Origin of the sequence: Gordonia alkanivorans (assembly GCF_004011905.1) — a bacterium.
GTDB classification, from domain to species: Bacteria; Actinomycetota; Actinomycetes; order Mycobacteriales; family Mycobacteriaceae; genus Gordonia; species Gordonia alkanivorans.
Window position 1 is genome coordinate 3,587,562 of record NZ_CP027114.1, and the last position, 18,553, is coordinate 3,606,114.

Genomic DNA, 18,553 nt, shown 5'->3' on the forward strand with positions numbered 1-18,553 from the left:
GTGGGCCGCGACCGCGAGGGTCGCGGCCCACCGTGAGGGGTCTAGTCGAGCGGCACGTCGGCGGCGTCTTTCTCCCCGGCGATGACGTGCTCGACGTCGGAGAGGGTGTAGCCGGTGACCTCGACCAGGAATCGCAGGTAGTCGGCGCGAGCGCGGACGTAGCTGCCGAGGTAGTCCCGGTCGGTCACGTTGCGCCAGGCGTCTTTCCACATGTGCGCCTCCCGGGACGCCAGAGCGATCCCGAGTCCGACGATCTGGGCGCGGTCAGCGGTGCTGGCCTGCTCCAACAGGTCGGCGGGCTGGCCACCGAGGATCGTCGCGGCGATCTCGGCGGCGTTGCCCTGCATGCTGTTCGCGCCGAACATGTCGTGATGGGCGTGCATCGAGGTCGCGATGAACGTCGCGACCTTCGGGGCGCTGCCCTTGGGCAGGGTTTTGCGGGCCAGCCACGCGGTCAGCTTCTCGATCCGCACCTCGCGGGCGGTCGCGCTGGCGGCGTTGAGGACTCGCACCCGGCGACGTTCCTGCTTCTGCGCCTCCTTCTCGGCGGCGCTGACCTCGCCGGAGGTGGCCGCATTGCTCGGGGTGCTGTAGCTGTAGGCACGCTCGGTGAGTCCGAGGTCGTCGCTGCCCAGCACATACCAGGTGGTTTCGACCTCGCGGGTGACGTGGCGGGTCAGCGTGCGCGGGTCGAGCAACCCGTCCTCTGGCTGGTCGTCGGCGGGAGCGTCTTCGTCGCCGTCGAGCAGGTCGAAGTCGATGACGTGTTCGGGAACCTCGTTGCCCTCGGCGTCGGTCCACGATTCGGTGTCATCGGCCCACACATAGGCCAGACGGTTCTCGACCGGCATGTCCTCGATCCGGGCTGCAGCACCGTCGGCGGTCTCCAACCGGTCGATCCTGCGGGCCTGGTTGTAGCTGGGTTGGCGGGTCACCGCAGCGATCCCCTCAGCCGCGTAGGCCGCGACCTGGGCCAGCAGGGCGGGCCGCTCGTCAGCCTCGGCCAGTACCTTGGCCTGGAACTCGAACCGTCCGCTGTGTGCGGCGGTGATGAGCCATTGCTGGGCCTCGGGGTCGTGGTCGTAGGCCGCCAGCGTCGCCGACTGCTCCAACGTCAGCCCTGCACCTTGGTCGAGCAGGTCGAGGGTGGTCGCCGACTTCGCGACCGCCAGGGTGTGGTCCACGTCCTTCTTCTTGGTGCGGGTGGCCTTGGCGATCTTGGTCGCCGACATCCCGGCCAACGCCAGCTGCTCGATCGCGGCCACCCGGTCTGATGCACGCAGTTCTTCGCGCTCGAAACTGGTGAGCTGGTCCAAGATTCGGTCCACGGTCAGCGCTTTGTCGTCGGCGTCGGTCGCGACGGGCACGACGTAGACCGGGACGCTGGCCAGACCGGCCTCCCGGGCGGCGAGGGTGCGGCGCTGCCCGTCCCGCACGCGCACCTGCCCGTCGATCTCGACGGCCAGGATCGGCTGCCGGACACCCTCGCGGACCGAGTCGATGAACTCAGGCGTGAGGGTGGTTTCGGCTTCGGTGCGGATGTTGGTGTCGATGACCAGATCGGCCGGGGCGAGGTGGCGCAGCTCGCCGGTCGCTGCGGTGGTTGTGTTGTATGTCATGGGGTTTCTCCCTTACTGTGGTGGGTGAGACCCCGGCCAGCTAGTCCCTGGCCGGGTTTTCTGTTGTCCGCGTGCCGGTTTGCGACGCGGAAGCTCTTCTAAAGGTCGCCGGACTGTTCCCAGTCGTCCAGTGCGTCGGCGGCGGCGTCGGCGGGGGACCAGTCGTCGTCGTAGACCTCGCGCCATCCCCAATCGGGGAAGTCGCGGTGGTCGAATCCTGCGGTGCGCTCGCGGATGATGCGGTCAACGGCGTACAGCCACACCGCGCACTCGCGGTCACCGTCGACCTCTTCAATGCGATGGGGTTCGTGCGCGGCGATCTGATCGGCGAAAGCGTCGACCTTGGCGGGGTCTTTGGTGGCGATCCAAGCATTCATTGTGAGGTTCCTTTCGCAGGTCAGGGGCTAGTCGTGGGTGAAGATGCGGCCTGGACCGAGCTGGTCGAGTCCGCAGGCTTCGCACAGCCAGTAGCCGGGCGGGTCGATGTCGTCGGCGGGCACCAGGTAGCCGTGATCGGCCATGAACGCCAGGACCTCGGCGGCGTTGTCGGTGTCGAGGCCGCTCATGTCTCCGTAGGCGACAGCGACAGCGCAGCTGGTGCACAGCTGGTAGACGGTGGTGGCGATGTTCATGGTGACCCTCCCGTTGTGAGTGCTGGTTTGCGTTTGCACCGGCCATCTCTTTGCCGAAGCGATTGGGCCGCAAGGGTGTTCACAGTGAAAAAGTCATCCGGGCCGCAGGCCTGAAACCCGCAGGGCGGATTAGTTTTTCACGACCCTTGCGGCACGGGAGTGGAGGTAAGAGAATGCGGCGATGCAACGCAAACCAACTGCGCCCGAAGGGCGTCACAGCGCGGCGTAGCCGCTCCGATTAGGTGACGGCGAAGCCTGGCAGACAGACCTCGGCCTGCACCCGCCGGGCACCCTTCTGTGGGAGGTGAGCACGCCGGACGGAACCAGGCAGCAGAGGTGATTGTGCGGGAGCTGCGCCGAGTCCGGTAGGGCTTGGTGTCGCGGCAGCTCTAGTCTTCGTCGTCCTGGCGGGTGAGTATCTGCTGCCAGGCAGCGCAGTCGTCGTCTGACCTCACAGACCTGTGAAGCAAGTACCCCCGGAGGCCAGTGGCTTCCGGGGGTATCGGGTGGGAGATTAGTGTCAGGGCTACTACGGGATTTGGACGTAGTAGGAGACGCCCTTATTCGGGTTAGGGTGGGTGGTGAAGGACATGAGGTTGATGCCCTGCCCAACGCCTTTGAGGTTCACGCGAACTGGTGCTTGCGGCCGCGGGCCGAGGTTCATCGGTACGACTTTTTCGCGGTACTGGATGCCTGACCAGTAGCCGATCGCGACGTTGACTTTGCAGGAGGGGTTGCGTCCCCAGGCGGGTTGGGTGCCGGTGAATCCGCGTGAGGTGAGGGAGATGGTGGCCTGGCCTCGTTTGGCGGGGTTGGTGTCGATTCCGACGTGGATGGCTCCGTGGCAGAAGGCGTTGTTGCCCATGACCCAGATGTCGTCTCCGAGGACGCCGAGTCGTGGTGCTGGGGCGGCCGATGCCGTCGAAGGGACTGCCAGTAGCAGTGTCGACAGTGCTGCGACGGTGACCAGAGCCCGAGTGGAGATCGTCTTCATTGTCATGCGCCGCACACTACTGCAGGTGTTCGTCAACTTTGCCGATGACGACTTCGGAGCTCGGTGGCCTCGCGTGCTGTATGTGTAATCGGTTGCGGTATAGGAACTTTTAGATTGAGTGCGCGGAGGCGCTTGTGTCCATGCGCAAAGACGGGCGGCAGAGCTTGGACATCTCGGGCCGACCTGTGCAGCCAATGTGCACCTGCGGACACACCTGGGCACAGGACTGTCCGTGCGGTCAATCACGATCTGCAACCATCGGCCGTTGCCGAGCGGACGATAGATCTGCAAGAAGGGAGGATCGATCCCGCTCGGTTCCTGGCTGGCACCGCCCTCAGTCGTTCGTGGGGTCGACGGCGCGGAGGGCTTCTTGAACGGAGTCGAACATGTCTACGTGTTCAGTGGGAAGAGCGATCGGATCGCTTTCGAAGTACGTGCCGTACCCATGAGCTGTCACGGTGTACGTGACTGTAACTGTGTCAGCAGGGTCTCGCGCGACCAGGACCACGTCGTTTCCGTTGTGGCGCCACGGCGGATGGGGCCGAAGTTCCGGTAGGTCGATCGTGACCACGAGGTCACCGGCCTCGTTGTGATCCCAGGAGATTGGATATCCAGCCGGATTGATTCTCGGGAAGTTCTGTACGACATGACCAAAGGGACCCGCTGGGGGTTCCCAGGATGGGTCTTTCAGTCTCTCCCATTTGAATGTGTCAATCGCGGCATACTCCAGTCCTCGCGCTCCATGAAAAGTGAGGATGATCTGAACATTGTTGAGGAAAGACTTTTCCTGGTTCGTGATCTCGAAATGGAGTGCCGGCCAAGCGATCGCGGCCAGATAGTCTTGACATTGACCCCACCGGGAGGTCAGTTCCTCCCGCAGTGTGTTAACGCGGCGGGCAATCTCGTCGTCGCTCATCGGCGGTTGGGTATGTGGTTCGGACAAACCCAGGCCCAAGGCTTCGAGAAGTCCTGGCGTCATGGCGGTCTGTACTCGCTGTGGCTTCTTACTGCGTTCGATCAATTTGTCACGCTGTTTGATTAAAGCCTCACGTTCGATCTCAATCAGGCTTTCGAGAACCTGGTCGGAAAAGTCGAACGTTCGGGCGACGCCGACTACTTCTGCTGAGACAAGGATGGGGGGCGGGCCTGCGGAGATGTCTAGGTACTGTTCACGCACCGGAGACATTCGGGGGCGGTCGAGGATAGTTGCCAGTCGCTCGAGGTGGATCAGGTCGATGTCGATGTCCGGATCGAGACCGCGGAGGGTTTCACGATCTGCTAGTCGGAGTTCCTGGTTGGTGACGAAGACCAGGCCGGTGAGTCCTGGAACCTTCTTCTTGGCTGCCGCGATGTCGCTGGCTAGCTTGTCGGTGATGGTCTTGATGGTCTGCTGGTCCCGGGGAAAGTAGACCGCCATGACCCATGTCGCGCCGTCCTTCTTGACTAGGGCGTCAGCACCCCCGTCCTTGCCGCCAAGTGGATGGGAAGGGTCGATACTCTCGTACCCTTCTTCATCGAGGACCAGCGCAGCCAGACGCTCGGACGGAGTCTGCCCCGCTGTCCATTTCAGCAACCGGTGCCAGGTCTCGTCGAATCTCGTCACCCACAAAGGATAGAGCGACTATCTAGCTGTGAACGTCGGTGTTCTTGTGCTGCTGACAGCGATCAGGATGGGATGGATGGGGTCGTAGAGCTGGTCGATAGCCTGATCGAGTGTGTTCCCGGGGTCGTTCACGGCATCCTCTCCTTCGTTCAGCTATGCAGTGCCACAGTCAGTTAGGTGCGATAGGCGTGGGCGCGGTGGTCGATTCTGACAACGACGATGGTGTGGTTGGGGTCGTCGATGCGGAGCAGGATCCGATAGTCACCTCGGCGGGCGCTGTGAAGGTCGGTGAGGTCGTCGCGTAGCGGCTTGCTAAGTCGGTGAGGGTTCTCGGCGAGGGGCCCGGAGATGAATTCGATGACGGCGTGAACGATCCGGGATGGGAGTCGCCCGAGGTCGCGGCGGGCTGGGGAGGCGACCTCGACCCGGTACGGGCCGGACGAGTCTGGCGGAGCGTCGCTCATTTCGGCGGCATGCCGTGTTCGGCGCGCAGGTCGTCGATGGAGACGGTGTGGCCGGCGGCGTATTCGGTGTCGGCGGTAGCGACGTCGTCGCGGACACCGGCACGTGAGAGCCAGTAGATCGTCTCGTGGAGCGATTCGAGGTCGTCGGCCGACATCAGCACCGCGGCGGGTTTGCCGTGCTTGGTGATCGTGATGATGTCGTGCGTGGTTTCGGCGCTGTCGATGAGCGCTGAGAGCTTGTCTTTGGCTTCGCCGAGTGGCACTGTCGTCATGCGTCCAGTGTAGCCGATACACTGGCCCGTCACTAGCCAGACTTTTAGCCGATAATAGTTATTATGTCAAGTAGTCGGTAGCGAGTTGCATCATCCGCGAACTCGAGGTCATGCTCCGATTCGTCCAGTCACTCCTCGTCGACCCCGGCGACCCTCCTCGTTCGCCAGAGGAACTACGCGCATTCCTGCATCGTTGGGTTGGAACGGCCATTGAGGCGAAGATCCCGACGTCCTAGTCGGCTCGCCGATGGCCCGATCAAAGACATTCCCGCAGAGGGGGCTTCACCTCTCTGGACCCAACGCGCCGAAAACACTGTGCTCGCAGTCGTGGCCGACTCCGGCACAGCACCCACGGCACATCAAGCGACGGCCGACGCCGTGATCGCAGCGTCTCTGGCCAACATTGCTGTCGCTCAAGCGACTCTGGCGGCGGCGCGGGCAGCCGGGATACCGACGCCCACGCCCAACCGACGAGCCATGAGCCGAATCGCCGCACTCAGGTTCACCGACTCCCTCCCAGGGCTGGGCCGCGACGTCATTGCCGAAATACGTCACATAGTCGCCGGGCAACCGCGTTCGATACTGCTGCGTATCACCATCACCCTGGCTCTGAGCGCGGCGCTGTTGGTGAGTTACCACACTCTGGGATGGAGACGGGACGACGACGCCGCATCACTGACCCTGTATGTGTTCTCGGTGATCGTCGGAAGCGTGGTGTGCACCAACGCTCTGTGCTTCGAAGCCAGCCGAGTACGCCGCCGCCTGGCAGGTGGTCAACGCCTTTGGCAATTGCTGATCGTCAAGAATCTCGCAATGGCGGTCCTGGTGACGGCGGCCGGCACGCCGGTGATGGCCGTGCTCTCCCTCACCGCCGGCACCAACCCCATCGCGATGGTCGACCAGTTCATCACGATGGTCTTCATCTGGCTGGGAGTGGGCAACGTACTCTCGGTGGTCTTCCCCCTACGCCAAGAGCCCTTCTCGGCTCGTCTGCGAGACGGCACCTGGGTCCCGTATCTGCTGTCCTTCGCACTGCCCTACGGGATCGGGCTCACGGTCAACCTCATGATCTACTGGCGGCTCTGGGCCCGCCACAGCGCCGGCGACCACATCACCGGCGGCAACACCACAGCCTTCGTCGTGGTCGTCGCCAGCGCACTGAGCAGCTGGATACTACTGACACTCCTCGCGGTCGCCTGCAGTCACAATCCACGAATACGCCAACTCCTCTCCCAAGAAATGGTCGAATACCAGGCCCAGCGCACGCGACCCTGACACCACGGCCCGTCCCCTATTCCAGACGCGCCGCGATCCGTTCGATGCGCGGCAACGCAAAGGCCATTACCGGCAGATACGCCGCTGCCCAGACCGGCGCGCCGAAGCTGAGAACGCAGCCGCCCGCCATCGGAATCACCTCGTGCCGCGTCGCGTTCACACCTGCCACCCTCCAGGCCCACAACCGTCCATCCACGAACTCGGTGACCTCGAAAGGCAGCGGCACCCCAGCGATAGTCGTGATCGTCCCGCGTGCCCCGGACGCCAACTCGACGTCTCCGTTCACGCGTGCCCCTGTGACAGTGGGCCCCCATCTCGGCCAGGCGTTCACATCGGTGATCGCTGCCCACACCGCTTCGGGGGGCAGGTTCATCCGCAATTCGGTCGTCGGCATGCCGTGGCGGAACGAAGTGCGGACCCGCAGAGCCGACATCAGCGACGCTGGAGTCGCCGGACAACTCATCGTTCGGCCCGACCGAACAGCTCCCGCGCCCAGTCGACGTCTTGCAGCAGCCGTTTCCACCCCCGCGGTGCAGGACTGCCGTGGTCGAAGGTGTTACGCAACATCGAACCATCGTCGCAGAACGTGGTCGGGACGGCACTCGTCGCCACTCCCGGACGTGGCCGTCCATCTGGGTTGCGCGAGTAGGGTGCGCCTGTGAACGAGCGCCCCGGGTTGTCTACGTGAGTGCCGGCCAAACCTGACGACGAACCGATCGCGCCCAGGCGTCGTCACCGCGATCCCGGGAGGACCCGCACAGACTACGCGCGATTCAACGTGTCCCGGATCAGGGAGCCTGTTTCCACCAGGCGACGACATACAGCGCGAGCGACGCGACGAGACCACCGAGGACCCAGAGAACCACCGAGTAGTCGACCCATGATCCGAACGGGGGCGAACCGGGGAAGATGTTGCGCAGGGGTAGCACGGCAAACAGCATCACCGCGAACCAGGTCACCATCGGAGGCTGAAACGCCTTGCGGTGGCGGACCGTCTGGATCGAGACGAACAGGGTGCAGATCGGCAGAACGACCAGCATCGCGCACAACGCGAGATCAAAGGCCAGCGAGGCGGCCGCCCTGGACGAGGTGACCGGGAACGCCTTTCCGCCGGCGACGGTGTCCCCGGCTTTGATGTCCCAGCCGATCAGCGAGTCGACCAGCACGACCTCTGTCGGCAACGCGGCATCGTTCGGACCGAACGCCTGTACCGTCACCGACTCCGCGACGTATCTGTCGAACGGCCAGAGCCGGATGTCGCCGTCGCTGTACAACGACACCGGCAGAACCCCGGGGCGTGTACCGGCGGGGAACGTCAGCTCGGTGTCGGAGACCGTCGGCGAAACGTCTACGGTCAGATCCTGTTTGAGGTCGCCTCGACCATCGAGCAGATCACCACCGGCATCGATCGAGACGGTGCCGGCCACCTCGAAGTCGGCGCCGTTGACCGTGTTGATATCGAGGTACACCACGACGCCGTTCGCCACTGGTCTACTTGCTTCCGCACCGTCATCGGTTCCACCTTTGGCGTAGACCACCAGGACGGAGACATAGGCGATCATCAGGCCGACCACGATCGCCAGCGCCACAACCCACGAGAATCTTTTACCGGTCTCCGCCATACTCCAGCCTCCACGCTCATCACCCGTTCGGCGGCCGTAAGCAGGCGCCGGCTGCCGGAAAGTCTATGGGTGCACGCCAATACCGTTCCGGGCCGGGTGGAATTCGGAATGCAGAGCACGTCAGCAGCAGCAACCGACTATTCCGGGCAAGATCCCGCGGCGGGCGCAGCGGTTCCGAGGAGGCGTCCCAGTGGCACACTGGTCGGAACGCACTACTTCCGACGAAGCGAGCACGCGTGAGGAGTTCACAATGGTCATCGCAGGTTTGGTACTCGCCGCGGTCGCGGGGCTCCTCCACGTCCTCATCTTCTATCTGGAATCCATCGCCTGGACGAGCGAGCGCGCCCGCGCGACGTTCGGCACCGGGACGGTGGAGGAAGCGACAGTTCAGAAGGAACTCGCTTTCAACCAGGGGTTCTACAACCTGTTCCTCGCGATCGCGGTGTTCGTCGGAATCGTGTTGTACGCCATTGGATCTGACGCCGTCGGGGCGACGCTGGTCTTCACGGGCACCGCGTCGATGGTCGCTGCGGCATTGGTTCTGGCGCTGTCGAGCCCCGACAAGATCGCGGCCGCACTCAAGCAGGGCGTGGTTCCCTCGCTCGCAGTGATCGCGCTCGCCGTCGGCCTGATCGTCTGAACCCGGCGAACTCCTCGCCTACGCAGCCGCCGCTCACTTCAGGCCCGACGGAACGACCTTGCCGTTGACCGTCACGATGACGTCGCCGGCTGCTGTGTTCTCCGAGATGGTGCCGTACTCGAAAGTCGCCACTTCGAGGTCACCGTCGGTGGTCACGTCGCTCGTGGGCACACCGAGCGGCCCGGCCGAGCCGTTCTTGCCGGTGAGTAACGGCACGCCGTCCGGGGCACGTTCGGTATTCCATGCATCCCGGATCTTTCCCGAGGTGACGATATACGCGGGTGTCCCGGGGTTGGCGTTCTTCGCGATGATCACGCCGCGTTGGAATTGCTGGTACACGACGCCGCTGTCTCGGGTTCCGGCATTGTGATCCCCGGTCAGCGGTATGCCGATGGCCCGCTTCTGGGCGTCGGTCGCCGCCGCGTATTTGACTGCGAGCGGGCCGACCAGAGTCACCGCGACGTCGTCCACCCCCGTGATCGTCACCGTAGCGGGCGTCCCCGGGGTGCTGGTCTCCGCAACCGTCCGATCGTCGGCGTCTGACGGGGAGACGGAAGCCTCGGCCGATGATGCCTTCGATGACGTGTCGTTCGCGTCGGCACCACCGCAGCCGGCAGCGATCAGCGCGACGACGAACATTCCAGCAGCAAGGTTGGCAAGACGGAGAGCCACACGCGTCATGTTTTCCTCTCGGACATCGACACGTAGCGAATCCGGTACGCGCGAACCAGTGTCGTGTCGGAGTCTAGCGGCTCGACGCCCCACGTCGGCAGGTCCTCATCGTAGGCGGACACGATTCGATGCCATGTCACCAGGTGAGACGTTTTCGATGCAATGTCCCAAATCGGTCATGACAGGTCGCCAGACCTGCTCCAATGGCGATGAGAGCAATGACTCGTCGACGGTGACTGAGAGGTCGGGATGGCGCACTACTACCCAGAACTGGCGGAGCGGGTCGCACGGCAGGCCGACGAGTTGCCCGAGCTGTATGGCGACTTCGACTTCGACACGACCCCGGAACGTTTCACCACCGACCCCGATGTCGAGTCTGCGCTGCCGCGTCGATTGGGCGATCGCAGCAAGTATTTGAACGACCCGCGTCTGATGGAACTGGTCCACACATCGACATTTCTGGCCGACGTGCCCGCCGATCGGGTGGCTGCACTGTCTGCGCAGTATCCGGTCTCCGAACTCGTGAGTCTCGTTCGACGCGTATGCCGCTCGGGCGCGGAGAATGTTCCGGACGCTCCCCCGGAGATCGGCGAACTCATCGCCGTGATGCAGGAGAAGCCCGACTGGATCGACTTCGATCTCATCGACGACGGCGCCGCATACTCCCGTCTGTATGCCGCGCTCGTGTCACCCTTCATGACCCGGGGCGCATTCCTCGCGACCTTCACCAACAGCTATGCGGCGCTGCCGATGACGATCACCGGCGCGCTGTCGGGCACCCGAGCCGCACACCGTGTCAACGAGACCACCGCCTACTTCGCGGTCACGGCGCTACCGGGCGGTCTCAGGCGTTTCGGTCCGGGCTTCGAGGCGACCGTGATGGTGCGCCTGATGCATTCGATGGTCCGGTTCAACGCATTGCAGCGTACCGGCCACGGCAACAGCAGGAAACGAACTTGGGACACCAGGATCTACGGCCTGCCGGTCCCCCAGATCGACCAGTTCCCCGCAGGCATGATCGGCCCTTATCAGAAGGCAGACAAGGCAGTCAGGGCCAACCGTGAACTCCCCTACGACGAGCGGGCGATGGTCGAGTTCCATCGCTACCGCGGGTTCCTGCTCGGACTCCCCGAGGAACTGCTGCCCGGTTCCGCGCAGGAGATCGTCGACCTGTTCAACGCGCGGGCCGCAACCCTGCGCCACGGCTACGACGACGACTGCCGCAAACTCGTCAGCTCCACGATGGACGCCTACCTGCGCCCGTCGGAGAGCCCCTTCGACCGTGTAGCCGACGCCGTCGAAAAGAGCTACAGCAAGCTCGCTTTCGCGGCCGCCTTCTGCGAGGGAAACCTCAGGAAGGCTGCCGACATGGGTGTCGACCTCTCGATCGCCGACCTCGCGCGTGCAGCCGCGACCGCGCCGTGGTTGACCGGCCGGTTCGCCGCGGTCCGCATCGCCGGCAAACTCCCGGTTCTGCAGAATCTCGCCGATCAATACCTCACCGAACTCGTCAGGAGGCGCCTCGACGACTACGGAATCCCTGAGTACACAACCGATTCCCGTGAATACGCACACTGACGGACCCGTGCACAGGGCGGCCGGTCAGCGGTGCCGGGGCGACCGATACCGGACGACTTGCAGAGGCTTCATCGCCAGAGCACCGGGGGCACCCCTTCGGCCGTCAGACTTCCGCCGCCGGCGCGCCACAGTCGGCCATCTCGAGAACCGGTACCAACAAAACCGAAGTCAGGCGAGCTTCAGGACTGCCGGTTCCGCACGCGGGAGTTGGTCGGGACATGGCGTCGTGGCGCCGGCCTCCGACGCCGTGTCGAGCGAGTCGCGTCGCCGATTGCCGCCGGGATACTCCATGCGGCGCTGGAAACGATCCATGCCGACAGTGAACACCGTGAGCCCCACTGGGGCGAACAGTCCCACGATGAGTGCGACCATGCGTCGTTCCTCCTGGTGTTCCGATACGTTGACCGGGAGGGAATATAGCCATTCGTTCGTATCGGTAAACATCGCATCGCCGTCGTCGGCGACCGAAGGTCACCACAGCCCGGCGGCGCGGGTCAGCGGGGGTCGATTCGGAACACCCCACAGCGTCCCGCAACGGCGGCGAAAGCGTCCGGGGTGACGTCGGTGACCACGCCGGCATCCTTCATCATCTTCGGTCCGTCACTGCCCGACAGTTCAGGCCAGGCGCGGAGCACCGGCACCGCCTGGTCGGCGGGCAGTTCGACAAGACGGACATCGGTCACGTCCCCGCGAATCGACAGCTGCGCCAGCCCGTCGGCGGCGCGGACGTTGCGAGCCCAGTCGGCCCCGGGGAATCCTTCGAGGAGGTATCGGCCCCCGTCCACGGCGACGACGGTCAGCGGCGTCCGCCGAGGCTTCCCGCTCTTTCTGCCGGGCACGATCAGGACCGGCAACTCCTTCATCCCACCGAAGCGTTGCAGGAACAGGAACACCTTGTTCATCGGCTTGAGCCAGCGCGGCGGCGTGACAGTTCGCGGTGACGTGGGCATGCTCGCTCCTTCCGGCGCCTTACTCCGTACACCGTACTAGGTTTACGGCGGCGGGTACACCGGCGGTCAGCGCTGCACGTCGATGACGAGTCGCGTCGGGTTGGTCAGCACGTCGACGGTGAAAGGAGCTCCGCGTTCCGACACCCCGATGAAAGACTGTGTGACACCTTCGAATACGAGCGCGCCCCGCACCTCCACCACCGACCCGCCTGGCTGTGCACGAATCGGATCGGGACCGGCATACGGCTCGACCCCGCTGTCGAAGGGGTACGCCGACCCGGTGATCTGGACTTCCAGGATCGCTCCACCCGCGACATCGACCGGGAAGCCGCTTCCGTCCTGGAGCGCCTCGTCGACATAGGCGACGCGCCAACCGGGCCGGCCGCTGCCCCCGAGCTCGTAGACGACCCGATCGAATCCGTCGTGCGAGCCGGTACGGATGTCGGTGACGGTTAGTCGAGCGCCCTCACCTGCGGGCGCGGTCTTCGGACCGGCGCTCTCGCCATCGGTCGGCACATCGGACGCCGTCGAACCGGTCTCGGACGGCGGCGTCGACGTCACCGTCTCGGTCACCGTCGGGGCGACACCGACGTCACTGTCACGCTCACCGTCGGCAGCCGAACAGCCCGCAACGACGAGAGCAGCGGCGACCAGGACCACCGCGGCGCGCACACGCATCATGAGCGCCCACGCTACCCGGGGATCAGGGCCAGAAGATGGTGCCGTTCTGGAAGTCCTGGGCAAAGCGGCTGCCGATGCGGTACTCGCCGCCGAGCGGAACGCCGTAGTACCCCTTCGCGGCCCCCTGCGCGCGCCACTTCTGCAAGATCCCGCCCCAGACGATCTGGGCGCCGCCGTTCTTGGACCAGGTGATCGTGCCGCCCTGGAAGTCGCTGGTCCGCCCCTTGCCCGACTTGTACTCGTTGGTCGTGGGGAAGCCCAGCGCGCCGCGCTCGGCGCCGATCTTCTGCCAGCGAGTCCGGATCGCGCCGCCGACCTGATGAGCCGTTCCGGCGTCGACCGTCGGGTGCCAGTAGAACGACACGTCGCGGGAAAAGGTCTGGTACCGGCCACGCTTGGCGGACGCCCGTTCGGGACCGGTCGGTGCGCCCCACTTCCAGAAACCGCCGGTCTTGGAGTAGGCCTCCTCGATCTTCCCGCCGACGACGATCCCGTTGATCACCCGATCGGCCTGGGCGTTCGGAGCGAGAACGACGAGAGACATCGCGGTGGCCAGGATCGCCAGTCCCACCGAGGCAAACCGCGACCGGTTACGGCCGGCGGCGGGGCGGGTGTCACGTGAGGCGCGTCGAATCAGGGACGAGAGACCAGACATGGGCGTGATCATACGGATGCAACGGGTACATCGTTAGGGCAGCTCACGAGCGTCGTCACGAATCAGTCGCATGGCGGGGATCACAGCGGGTAACAGAGCAACTGCTCTGTTACCGTTTTCTCGTGCCCCGGCCCAGAACTCATGACCTCGAGCAGTTGCTCGATGCCGCCGAGGCGCTGGCGGTCCAATCGGGCGCTGCTGCAGTCACGGTGCGAGCCCTCTCAGAGTCGACGGCAGTGTCCAACGGTGCGATCTATCACGCCTTCGGCTCGCGAGCGGGTCTCGTCGGGCGGGTATGGCTGCGCGCCGCACAGCGTTTCCTGACCGCGCAACGCGAGGCAGTGGAGGCGACCCTCGACTCCGGGCGGGGCCGGGACATCGCCGTCGAGGCGGTCGTCGTTGCCGCCGACGCCCCGGCGCGCTTCGCTCTCGATCAGCCCCTGTCCGGGCGATTCCTGCTCACCGTGGACCGAAGCGAACTACTCGGGGACGCCGATCTACCCGACGATCTGGCCGATGAACTCCGGGACCTCGATCAAGCTCTCGTCGACCTGTTCCGGACGCTGGCGCACGCGGTCTGGGGACGCACCGACCGCCAGACGGTGGAGGTCATCAGAGATTGCGTCGTCGAGCTCCCGACCGCCCTCCTTCTCCGCGGCCGACGTACCGCCGACGCCGCGGTCCGCGAACGCCTCGCCGCGGCCGTCCGCGCCGTGCTGTCACTCGCCCCTCCTGGAACCAACTGATCAGCCGCTGCGACAACAACTCTCCACGGACAAGGAACCGAACATGACCGCAACACTGGAATTCCACGACGACATCGCAGTCCTGATCCTCGGCGAGGACGAAAACCGTTTCTCCCCCCGCTTTCTCGAGTCAGTCAGCACCCATCTCGACAAGGTCGAATCCGACGCCCGCGGTCTGGTGACCGTGGGCTCGGGCAAGTTCTACTCCAACGGACTCGACCTCGACTGGCTCCTCGCCAACGGCGACAAGGCCGACTCCTACGTCGGACAGGTGCAGGAACTCTTCGCCCGGCTGTTGAACTTCCCGCTGCCGACAGTGGCCGGGGTCAACGGTCATGCGTTCGGCGCCGGCGCCATGTTCGCCCTCGCTCACGACTATCGCGTGATGCGTGAAGATCGTGGCTACTACTGCTTCCCCGAGGTCGACATCCGAATCCCGTTCACCCCCGGCATGGCTGCGCTCATCCAGGCCAAGCTGACACCCCAGGCCGCACTGACCGCCATGACCACCGGACACCGTTACGCCGGACCGGAAGCGGTCGCAGTCGGACTGGCCGACTCGGTGGCCGACGAGCACGCCATCGTCTCCAGCGCGCTCGATCGGCTCAAGCCGCTCGTCGGCAAGGACTCGAACACCCTCGGCGCCATCAAGTCCACGATGTTCCGCTCGGTCACCGAAGTGTTGCGTGAGGGCCACACACACTGACCTGTCCGAGGCCCTCGCTGTTCGCGCACCCGTTCACCGCGTAGGCCGACCGGAGGACGTTTCTGCGTTTTGCGTCGTTCGTGACCGTCGCTGTCTAGGTTTGACTGACCTGAGCGGCGGAGGCCAGATGAGCAATCAGTCATCCCACAGTGATGCGAACGAGGTGTCCGCCGAGTTCGGTTACACCCCAGAGCTCAAACGCACGCTCGGCTCGTTCCAGGTGTTCGCCGTATCGTTCGCGTTCATCTCCGTCGCCGTCGGGATCTTCGGCACCTACGGCATGTTGCTGAACAACGCGGGCCCGGTGGGCATCTGGACCTGGCTGATCGCGCTGGCCGGTCAGATGCTGGTGGCGTTGGTCATCGCCCAGTTCGCCGCCCGCATCCCGCTCAGTGGATCGTCGTACCAGTGGGCGTCTCGGCTCGCCAACCCGCGCGTGGGTTGGATTTTCGGCTGGCTGACCTTCTGCTACCTCGTTGTGGGACTCATGGCAATCGACTTCGCGATGGCCAGCCAGTGCCTGATGCCATTGTTCAACATGACCCCCGACGAGCAGACCGCCCGCATCCTCACCGTCGTGATTCTGCTGGTGCAGGCGGCGCTCGCGATCGCATCGACCCGACTCGTCGGGCTGATCAACTCGCTGGCAGTGGGCGTCGAGGTGACGATCGTGGTGGTGCTGGTGGTCGCGCTGCTGGTGGCGGTCGCCGTGACCGGCGACGGTTCGGCCGCCAACCTCGGATCACGTGGCGTCGCAGCGGATTCAACAGAATACTTCGCCTTCGGCGGCGGCTTGATGGCCGTGATGATCGTCGGCCTGGCAACACTGGTGGGCTTCGACTCCGCGGCGAACATGGCTGAGGAGGCCAAGGATCCGCACCGCACGGTGCCGCGGGCCATCGTCGGCTCGGTCGCAGCGGCCGGAATCCTGGGAATGCTGTTCCTCATCGGACTGACCGTGGCGATCGACGACATCACCAAGGTGACCGCGTCGGAATCGCCGGTGGCGACCATCATGCGGGATCAGTTCGGAGCTCCGATGGAGCGAATCCTGTTGGTGGTGATCGCGATCGCATTCTTCGGCGGCGGACTGGTGTCGCTGACGTCGTGTGCACGCATGGTGTTCGCGATGTCGCGTGACGGGCGGTTCCCGGCGCATCAGGTGATGCGACGGGTCAACAAGCGGTCCCAGACCCCGATCCCGGCCACCGTGCTCCCGTTGGTCATCGGGATCGTCGTGATGATCGTGCTGCCGGGCGACGCGCTGATCGAACTCATCACCGCGGGCACTCTTTTCCCCGCGATCACCTACGGACTCGTCGTCATTCTCTATCTGGCCGTCCGCAAACGCCTGGACCGCAAGCGCGGTGCCTTCGACCTCGGTCGGTTCGAGTTGCCGGTGGCCGTGGCCGCCCTGGTGTGGTCGGTGTGTGCTGTCGTCATCCTGCTCTCCCCCATCGACGCGACCGTCCCCATGATCATCGTGGGCGGGCTGATCCTGGTCGGCTGTCTGTATTTCGGCTTTATGCTGATGTTCCGGCGGGAAGTCCTCGACAGCGAACCCGGACAGGACGTGTTCTCCGACACCGACCGTCGTACCGACCCCGACCCTCAGGACGCCGAGGTCTGATCCGACCGGGCGCCCGCGGTTTCGGTCACGATTTCCCCACCCCGAAACCGCCGCCGGCATGATTGAATTCGGCGTGCGCGTACATCATTTGATCGCAACAGCCGCAGCGGCTGTGTTCGTCGCCGGATCCGCCGGATGTTCCACCGATTCCGGCGAATCCCCGCAGCCCCCGTCCACGGCGGCACCCGAGACCACCCACGCGCCCACCGCAGCTCCGCCGGTCCCACAGGGTTCCGACGGAATCGACATCGAACGCATCGAGTATCTCGATCCCGCCGACGCCGACCCGGCCGAGAACTGGGCCAACCTGTACCTACCCACGGGCGACCACGAGGACGGAACCGTTCCTCTCGTCACCATCATTCACGGCGGCGGCTGGGAGAGTCGCGCCGGCGCAGAGCAGTTCGACGACATGGCCCGTGATCTCGCCGCCCGCGGACTCGCCGTCTACAACGTCGAGTATCGCCGCGTAGGCACGGGCGGCGGCTGGCCGACGACCTTCCACGACGTGGCCCGCGCACTGGACCACGTACCCGCGATTGCCGAGGCACATCCTCAACTCAGCATCGACGACGAGCTGGTGATCGGCCACAGTGCCGGTGCGCAATTGGCCGTCTGGGCAGGCACGCGACACCGCCTCGACGACGATGAAGTGGGCTCACGTCCGGCATTCGGCCCATCCCGAGTGGTTTCCATCTCCGGCCCCTTGGACATGCGCTACGCCGTGAACCACGGCAACGGACGGGTCATCAAGCAGATCCTCGGCGGCACACCGGAACAGGTGCCCGATCGGTACGCATCGGTGGACCCGATCCAGAACCTGGATCCCGCAATGCCGGTGATCCTCTTCCACGGTCTCGCCGACGACGACGTCGACCCGGACAACTCGCGGCACTACACCGCCGCAGTCCGGGCGGCGGGCGGCAGCGCCGAGTTGCACCTGGTGGCCGGCGAAACCCACACCTCGCTGGTGCATCGACGATCTCCTGCGTACGAGCAGATCCTGGACCGCCTCTCCGTCGTGGCCACGACCGACCTCGACAGGCTTCGCAGCGAGTAGGGCTCGACCGATCTGGCCGACCCTTCGCCCCCGGGTGCGCGAGTAGGGTTGTCCCCCGGGCAGTCCTGAGGTCACGAGGACCGCAGATATGACCGGGAGGTGCAGATGGCCGCAGAATCGACCCGGCGCGGTCGAGGTAGGCCACCGGGACCCCCGGTCGACCTCGACGCGCGACGGGAGATGTTGCTCGACGCCGCAGAGGCGACCATCCGCCAGTCCGGCGCCGCGGTCGGGCTCGCGGAAGTCGCCAAAGCTGCCGGCCTCACCCGCTCCGCGGTGTACGCGGCGTTCAACGACCGCGATGGGGTGGTCGACGCGCTCGCAACCAGACATGCACGACGGATCGTCGAGCGACTCACCTCGGTCGTCGGCGGAACCGCCGATCCCGCCGAACAGACGCGCGCCGCCATCGACATCCTGGCCGCCTGGTTCGACGACGAACCCCAGCTGGCCCACCTACTGACCGGACGACTCGATCAGACGGCCGAGAACACTCCCGGTGCCATCGTCGAAACCGTCGCAGACATCCTGCGAGCCGGTTTCCGGGCGCGCGGCGCAGACGACTCCCCCGCCGAACCTTGGGCATACGCCCTCGTCGGAGCGGTTTCCTCGGCCGTCGGATGGTGGTCACGAACGCGAAGCATCCCTCGTGCCGACCTCGTCGACCACTTGCATCGACTCATCTGGTCAGGCTTCGAAGGCGCGGGAGGCGCAGCACCGAGCAGCAGACCTTGACCGACGCGCACCTAAAAGA

Annotated in this window: 22 protein-coding genes; 8 read left to right on the forward strand and 14 right to left on the reverse strand. The window is 65.0% G+C overall.

Annotation, left to right across the window (positions count from 1 at the left end; translation table 11 throughout):
* Positions 1 to 41: 41 nt before the first annotated feature.
* From C5O27_RS16335 to C5O27_RS16365, 7 genes are all read right to left on the reverse strand, one after another.
* Positions 42 to 1,619 carry a ParB/RepB/Spo0J family partition protein gene (locus tag C5O27_RS16335; protein WP_127963150.1) on the reverse strand — a complete coding sequence of 526 codons (1,578 nt, stop codon included), beginning with the start codon at positions 1,617 to 1,619 and terminating at the stop codon, positions 42 to 44.
* Positions 1,620 to 1,717: 98 nt separating this feature from the next.
* Positions 1,718 to 1,996 (reverse strand): hypothetical protein, encoded by a 279-nt coding sequence (locus tag C5O27_RS16340; protein WP_127963151.1) that lies wholly within the window; start codon positions 1,994 to 1,996, stop codon positions 1,718 to 1,720.
* Between the two features lie 27 nt (positions 1,997 to 2,023).
* Positions 2,024 to 2,251, reverse strand: coding sequence for a hypothetical protein (locus tag C5O27_RS16345; protein ID WP_127963152.1), 228 nt, complete (start codon positions 2,249 to 2,251; stop codon positions 2,024 to 2,026).
* Positions 2,252 to 2,780: 529 nt separating this feature from the next.
* Positions 2,781 to 3,251 (reverse strand): hypothetical protein, encoded by a 471-nt coding sequence (locus tag C5O27_RS16350; protein ID WP_227026573.1) that lies wholly within the window; start codon positions 3,249 to 3,251, stop codon positions 2,781 to 2,783.
* Positions 3,252 to 3,579: 328 nt separating this feature from the next.
* Positions 3,580 to 4,848 (reverse strand): hypothetical protein, encoded by a 1,269-nt coding sequence (locus tag C5O27_RS16355; protein ID WP_127963153.1) that lies wholly within the window; start codon positions 4,846 to 4,848, stop codon positions 3,580 to 3,582.
* Between the two features lie 173 nt (positions 4,849 to 5,021).
* On the reverse strand, positions 5,022 to 5,312 hold the full coding sequence (locus tag C5O27_RS16360) for a type II toxin-antitoxin system RelE family toxin (protein ID WP_127963154.1): 291 nt from the start codon (positions 5,310 to 5,312) through the stop codon (positions 5,022 to 5,024).
* The gene (locus C5O27_RS16365) at positions 5,309 to 5,584 is read right to left on the reverse strand and encodes a type II toxin-antitoxin system Phd/YefM family antitoxin (RefSeq protein WP_127963155.1); all 276 of its coding nucleotides are present in this window, start codon (positions 5,582 to 5,584) and stop codon (positions 5,309 to 5,311) included. Before C5O27_RS16365 ends, C5O27_RS16360 begins: the two co-directional genes overlap by 4 nt.
* Positions 5,585 to 5,911: 327 nt before the next feature.
* On the opposite strand from C5O27_RS16365, the gene C5O27_RS16370 reads away from it, so the two are divergent.
* Positions 5,912 to 6,859, forward strand: coding sequence for an ABC transporter permease (locus C5O27_RS16370; RefSeq protein WP_127963156.1), 948 nt, complete (start codon positions 5,912 to 5,914; stop codon positions 6,857 to 6,859).
* A 16-nt stretch (positions 6,860 to 6,875) separates the two neighbouring features.
* On the opposite strand, the gene C5O27_RS16375 is transcribed toward C5O27_RS16370, so the two are convergent.
* A complete protein-coding gene (locus C5O27_RS16375; RefSeq protein WP_127963157.1) occupies positions 6,876 to 7,253 on the reverse strand; it encodes an SRPBCC family protein in 378 nt (125 codons plus the stop codon).
* Positions 7,254 to 7,647: 394 nt separating this feature from the next.
* Entirely contained in the window at positions 7,648 to 8,481 is an 834-nt protein-coding gene (locus C5O27_RS16380) for a DUF4436 family protein (RefSeq protein WP_127963158.1), read from the reverse strand.
* A 250-nt stretch (positions 8,482 to 8,731) separates the two neighbouring features.
* On the opposite strand from C5O27_RS16380, the gene C5O27_RS16385 reads away from it, so the two are divergent.
* Positions 8,732 to 9,121: a DUF1304 domain-containing protein gene (locus C5O27_RS16385; RefSeq protein WP_035752373.1), complete on the forward strand. Its 390-nt coding sequence runs from the start codon at positions 8,732 to 8,734 to the stop codon at positions 9,119 to 9,121.
* Positions 9,122 to 9,154: 33 nt separating this feature from the next.
* On the opposite strand, the gene C5O27_RS16390 is transcribed toward C5O27_RS16385, so the two are convergent.
* Positions 9,155 to 9,802, reverse strand: coding sequence for an LGFP repeat-containing protein (locus C5O27_RS16390; RefSeq protein ID WP_127963159.1), 648 nt, complete (start codon positions 9,800 to 9,802; stop codon positions 9,155 to 9,157).
* Positions 9,803 to 10,042: 240 nt separating this feature from the next.
* Here C5O27_RS16390 and C5O27_RS16395 point away from each other — a divergent pair, with 240 nt between their 5' ends.
* Positions 10,043 to 11,371, forward strand: a complete 1,329-nt coding sequence (locus C5O27_RS16395) for an oxygenase MpaB family protein (protein ID WP_127963160.1) — start codon at positions 10,043 to 10,045, stop codon at positions 11,369 to 11,371.
* Between the two features lie 168 nt (positions 11,372 to 11,539).
* Here the strand turns inward: C5O27_RS16395 and C5O27_RS16400 are convergent, their stop codons facing one another.
* From C5O27_RS16400 to C5O27_RS16415, 4 genes are all read right to left on the reverse strand, one after another.
* Positions 11,540 to 11,743: a hypothetical protein gene (locus C5O27_RS16400; RefSeq protein WP_230461933.1), complete on the reverse strand. Its 204-nt coding sequence runs from the start codon at positions 11,741 to 11,743 to the stop codon at positions 11,540 to 11,542.
* A gap of 122 nt (positions 11,744 to 11,865) precedes the next feature.
* Entirely contained in the window at positions 11,866 to 12,321 is a 456-nt protein-coding gene (locus C5O27_RS16405) for a nitroreductase/quinone reductase family protein (RefSeq protein WP_035752364.1), read from the reverse strand.
* A 66-nt stretch (positions 12,322 to 12,387) separates the two neighbouring features.
* Complete coding sequence (locus tag C5O27_RS16410; RefSeq protein WP_035752361.1) at positions 12,388 to 13,002, reverse strand: AMIN-like domain-containing (lipo)protein; 615 nt, start codon at positions 13,000 to 13,002, stop codon at positions 12,388 to 12,390.
* 22 nt (positions 13,003 to 13,024) lie between these two features.
* Positions 13,025 to 13,657: an LGFP repeat-containing protein gene (locus C5O27_RS16415; protein ID WP_035752551.1), complete on the reverse strand. Its 633-nt coding sequence runs from the start codon at positions 13,655 to 13,657 to the stop codon at positions 13,025 to 13,027.
* A 122-nt stretch (positions 13,658 to 13,779) separates the two neighbouring features.
* Here C5O27_RS16415 and C5O27_RS16420 point away from each other — a divergent pair, with 122 nt between their 5' ends.
* The 5 genes from C5O27_RS16420 (at position 13,780) to C5O27_RS16440 (ending at position 18,534) form a co-directional block, all read left to right on the forward strand.
* On the forward strand, positions 13,780 to 14,403 hold the full coding sequence (locus C5O27_RS16420; protein ID WP_127963161.1) for a TetR/AcrR family transcriptional regulator: 624 nt from the start codon (positions 13,780 to 13,782) through the stop codon (positions 14,401 to 14,403).
* A 43-nt stretch (positions 14,404 to 14,446) separates the two neighbouring features.
* On the forward strand, positions 14,447 to 15,109 hold the full coding sequence (locus C5O27_RS16425; protein WP_035752356.1) for an enoyl-CoA hydratase-related protein: 663 nt from the start codon (positions 14,447 to 14,449) through the stop codon (positions 15,107 to 15,109).
* A gap of 127 nt (positions 15,110 to 15,236) precedes the next feature.
* Positions 15,237 to 16,739 carry an APC family permease gene (locus C5O27_RS16430; RefSeq protein WP_006357555.1) on the forward strand — a complete coding sequence of 501 codons (1,503 nt, stop codon included), beginning with the start codon at positions 15,237 to 15,239 and terminating at the stop codon, positions 16,737 to 16,739.
* A gap of 58 nt (positions 16,740 to 16,797) precedes the next feature.
* A complete protein-coding gene (locus tag C5O27_RS16435; protein ID WP_127963162.1) occupies positions 16,798 to 17,799 on the forward strand; it encodes an alpha/beta hydrolase in 1,002 nt (333 codons plus the stop codon).
* Between the two features lie 105 nt (positions 17,800 to 17,904).
* Positions 17,905 to 18,534, forward strand: coding sequence for a TetR/AcrR family transcriptional regulator (locus tag C5O27_RS16440; RefSeq protein WP_035752350.1), 630 nt, complete (start codon positions 17,905 to 17,907; stop codon positions 18,532 to 18,534).
* The last annotated feature ends 19 nt before the right edge of the window (positions 18,535 to 18,553 follow it).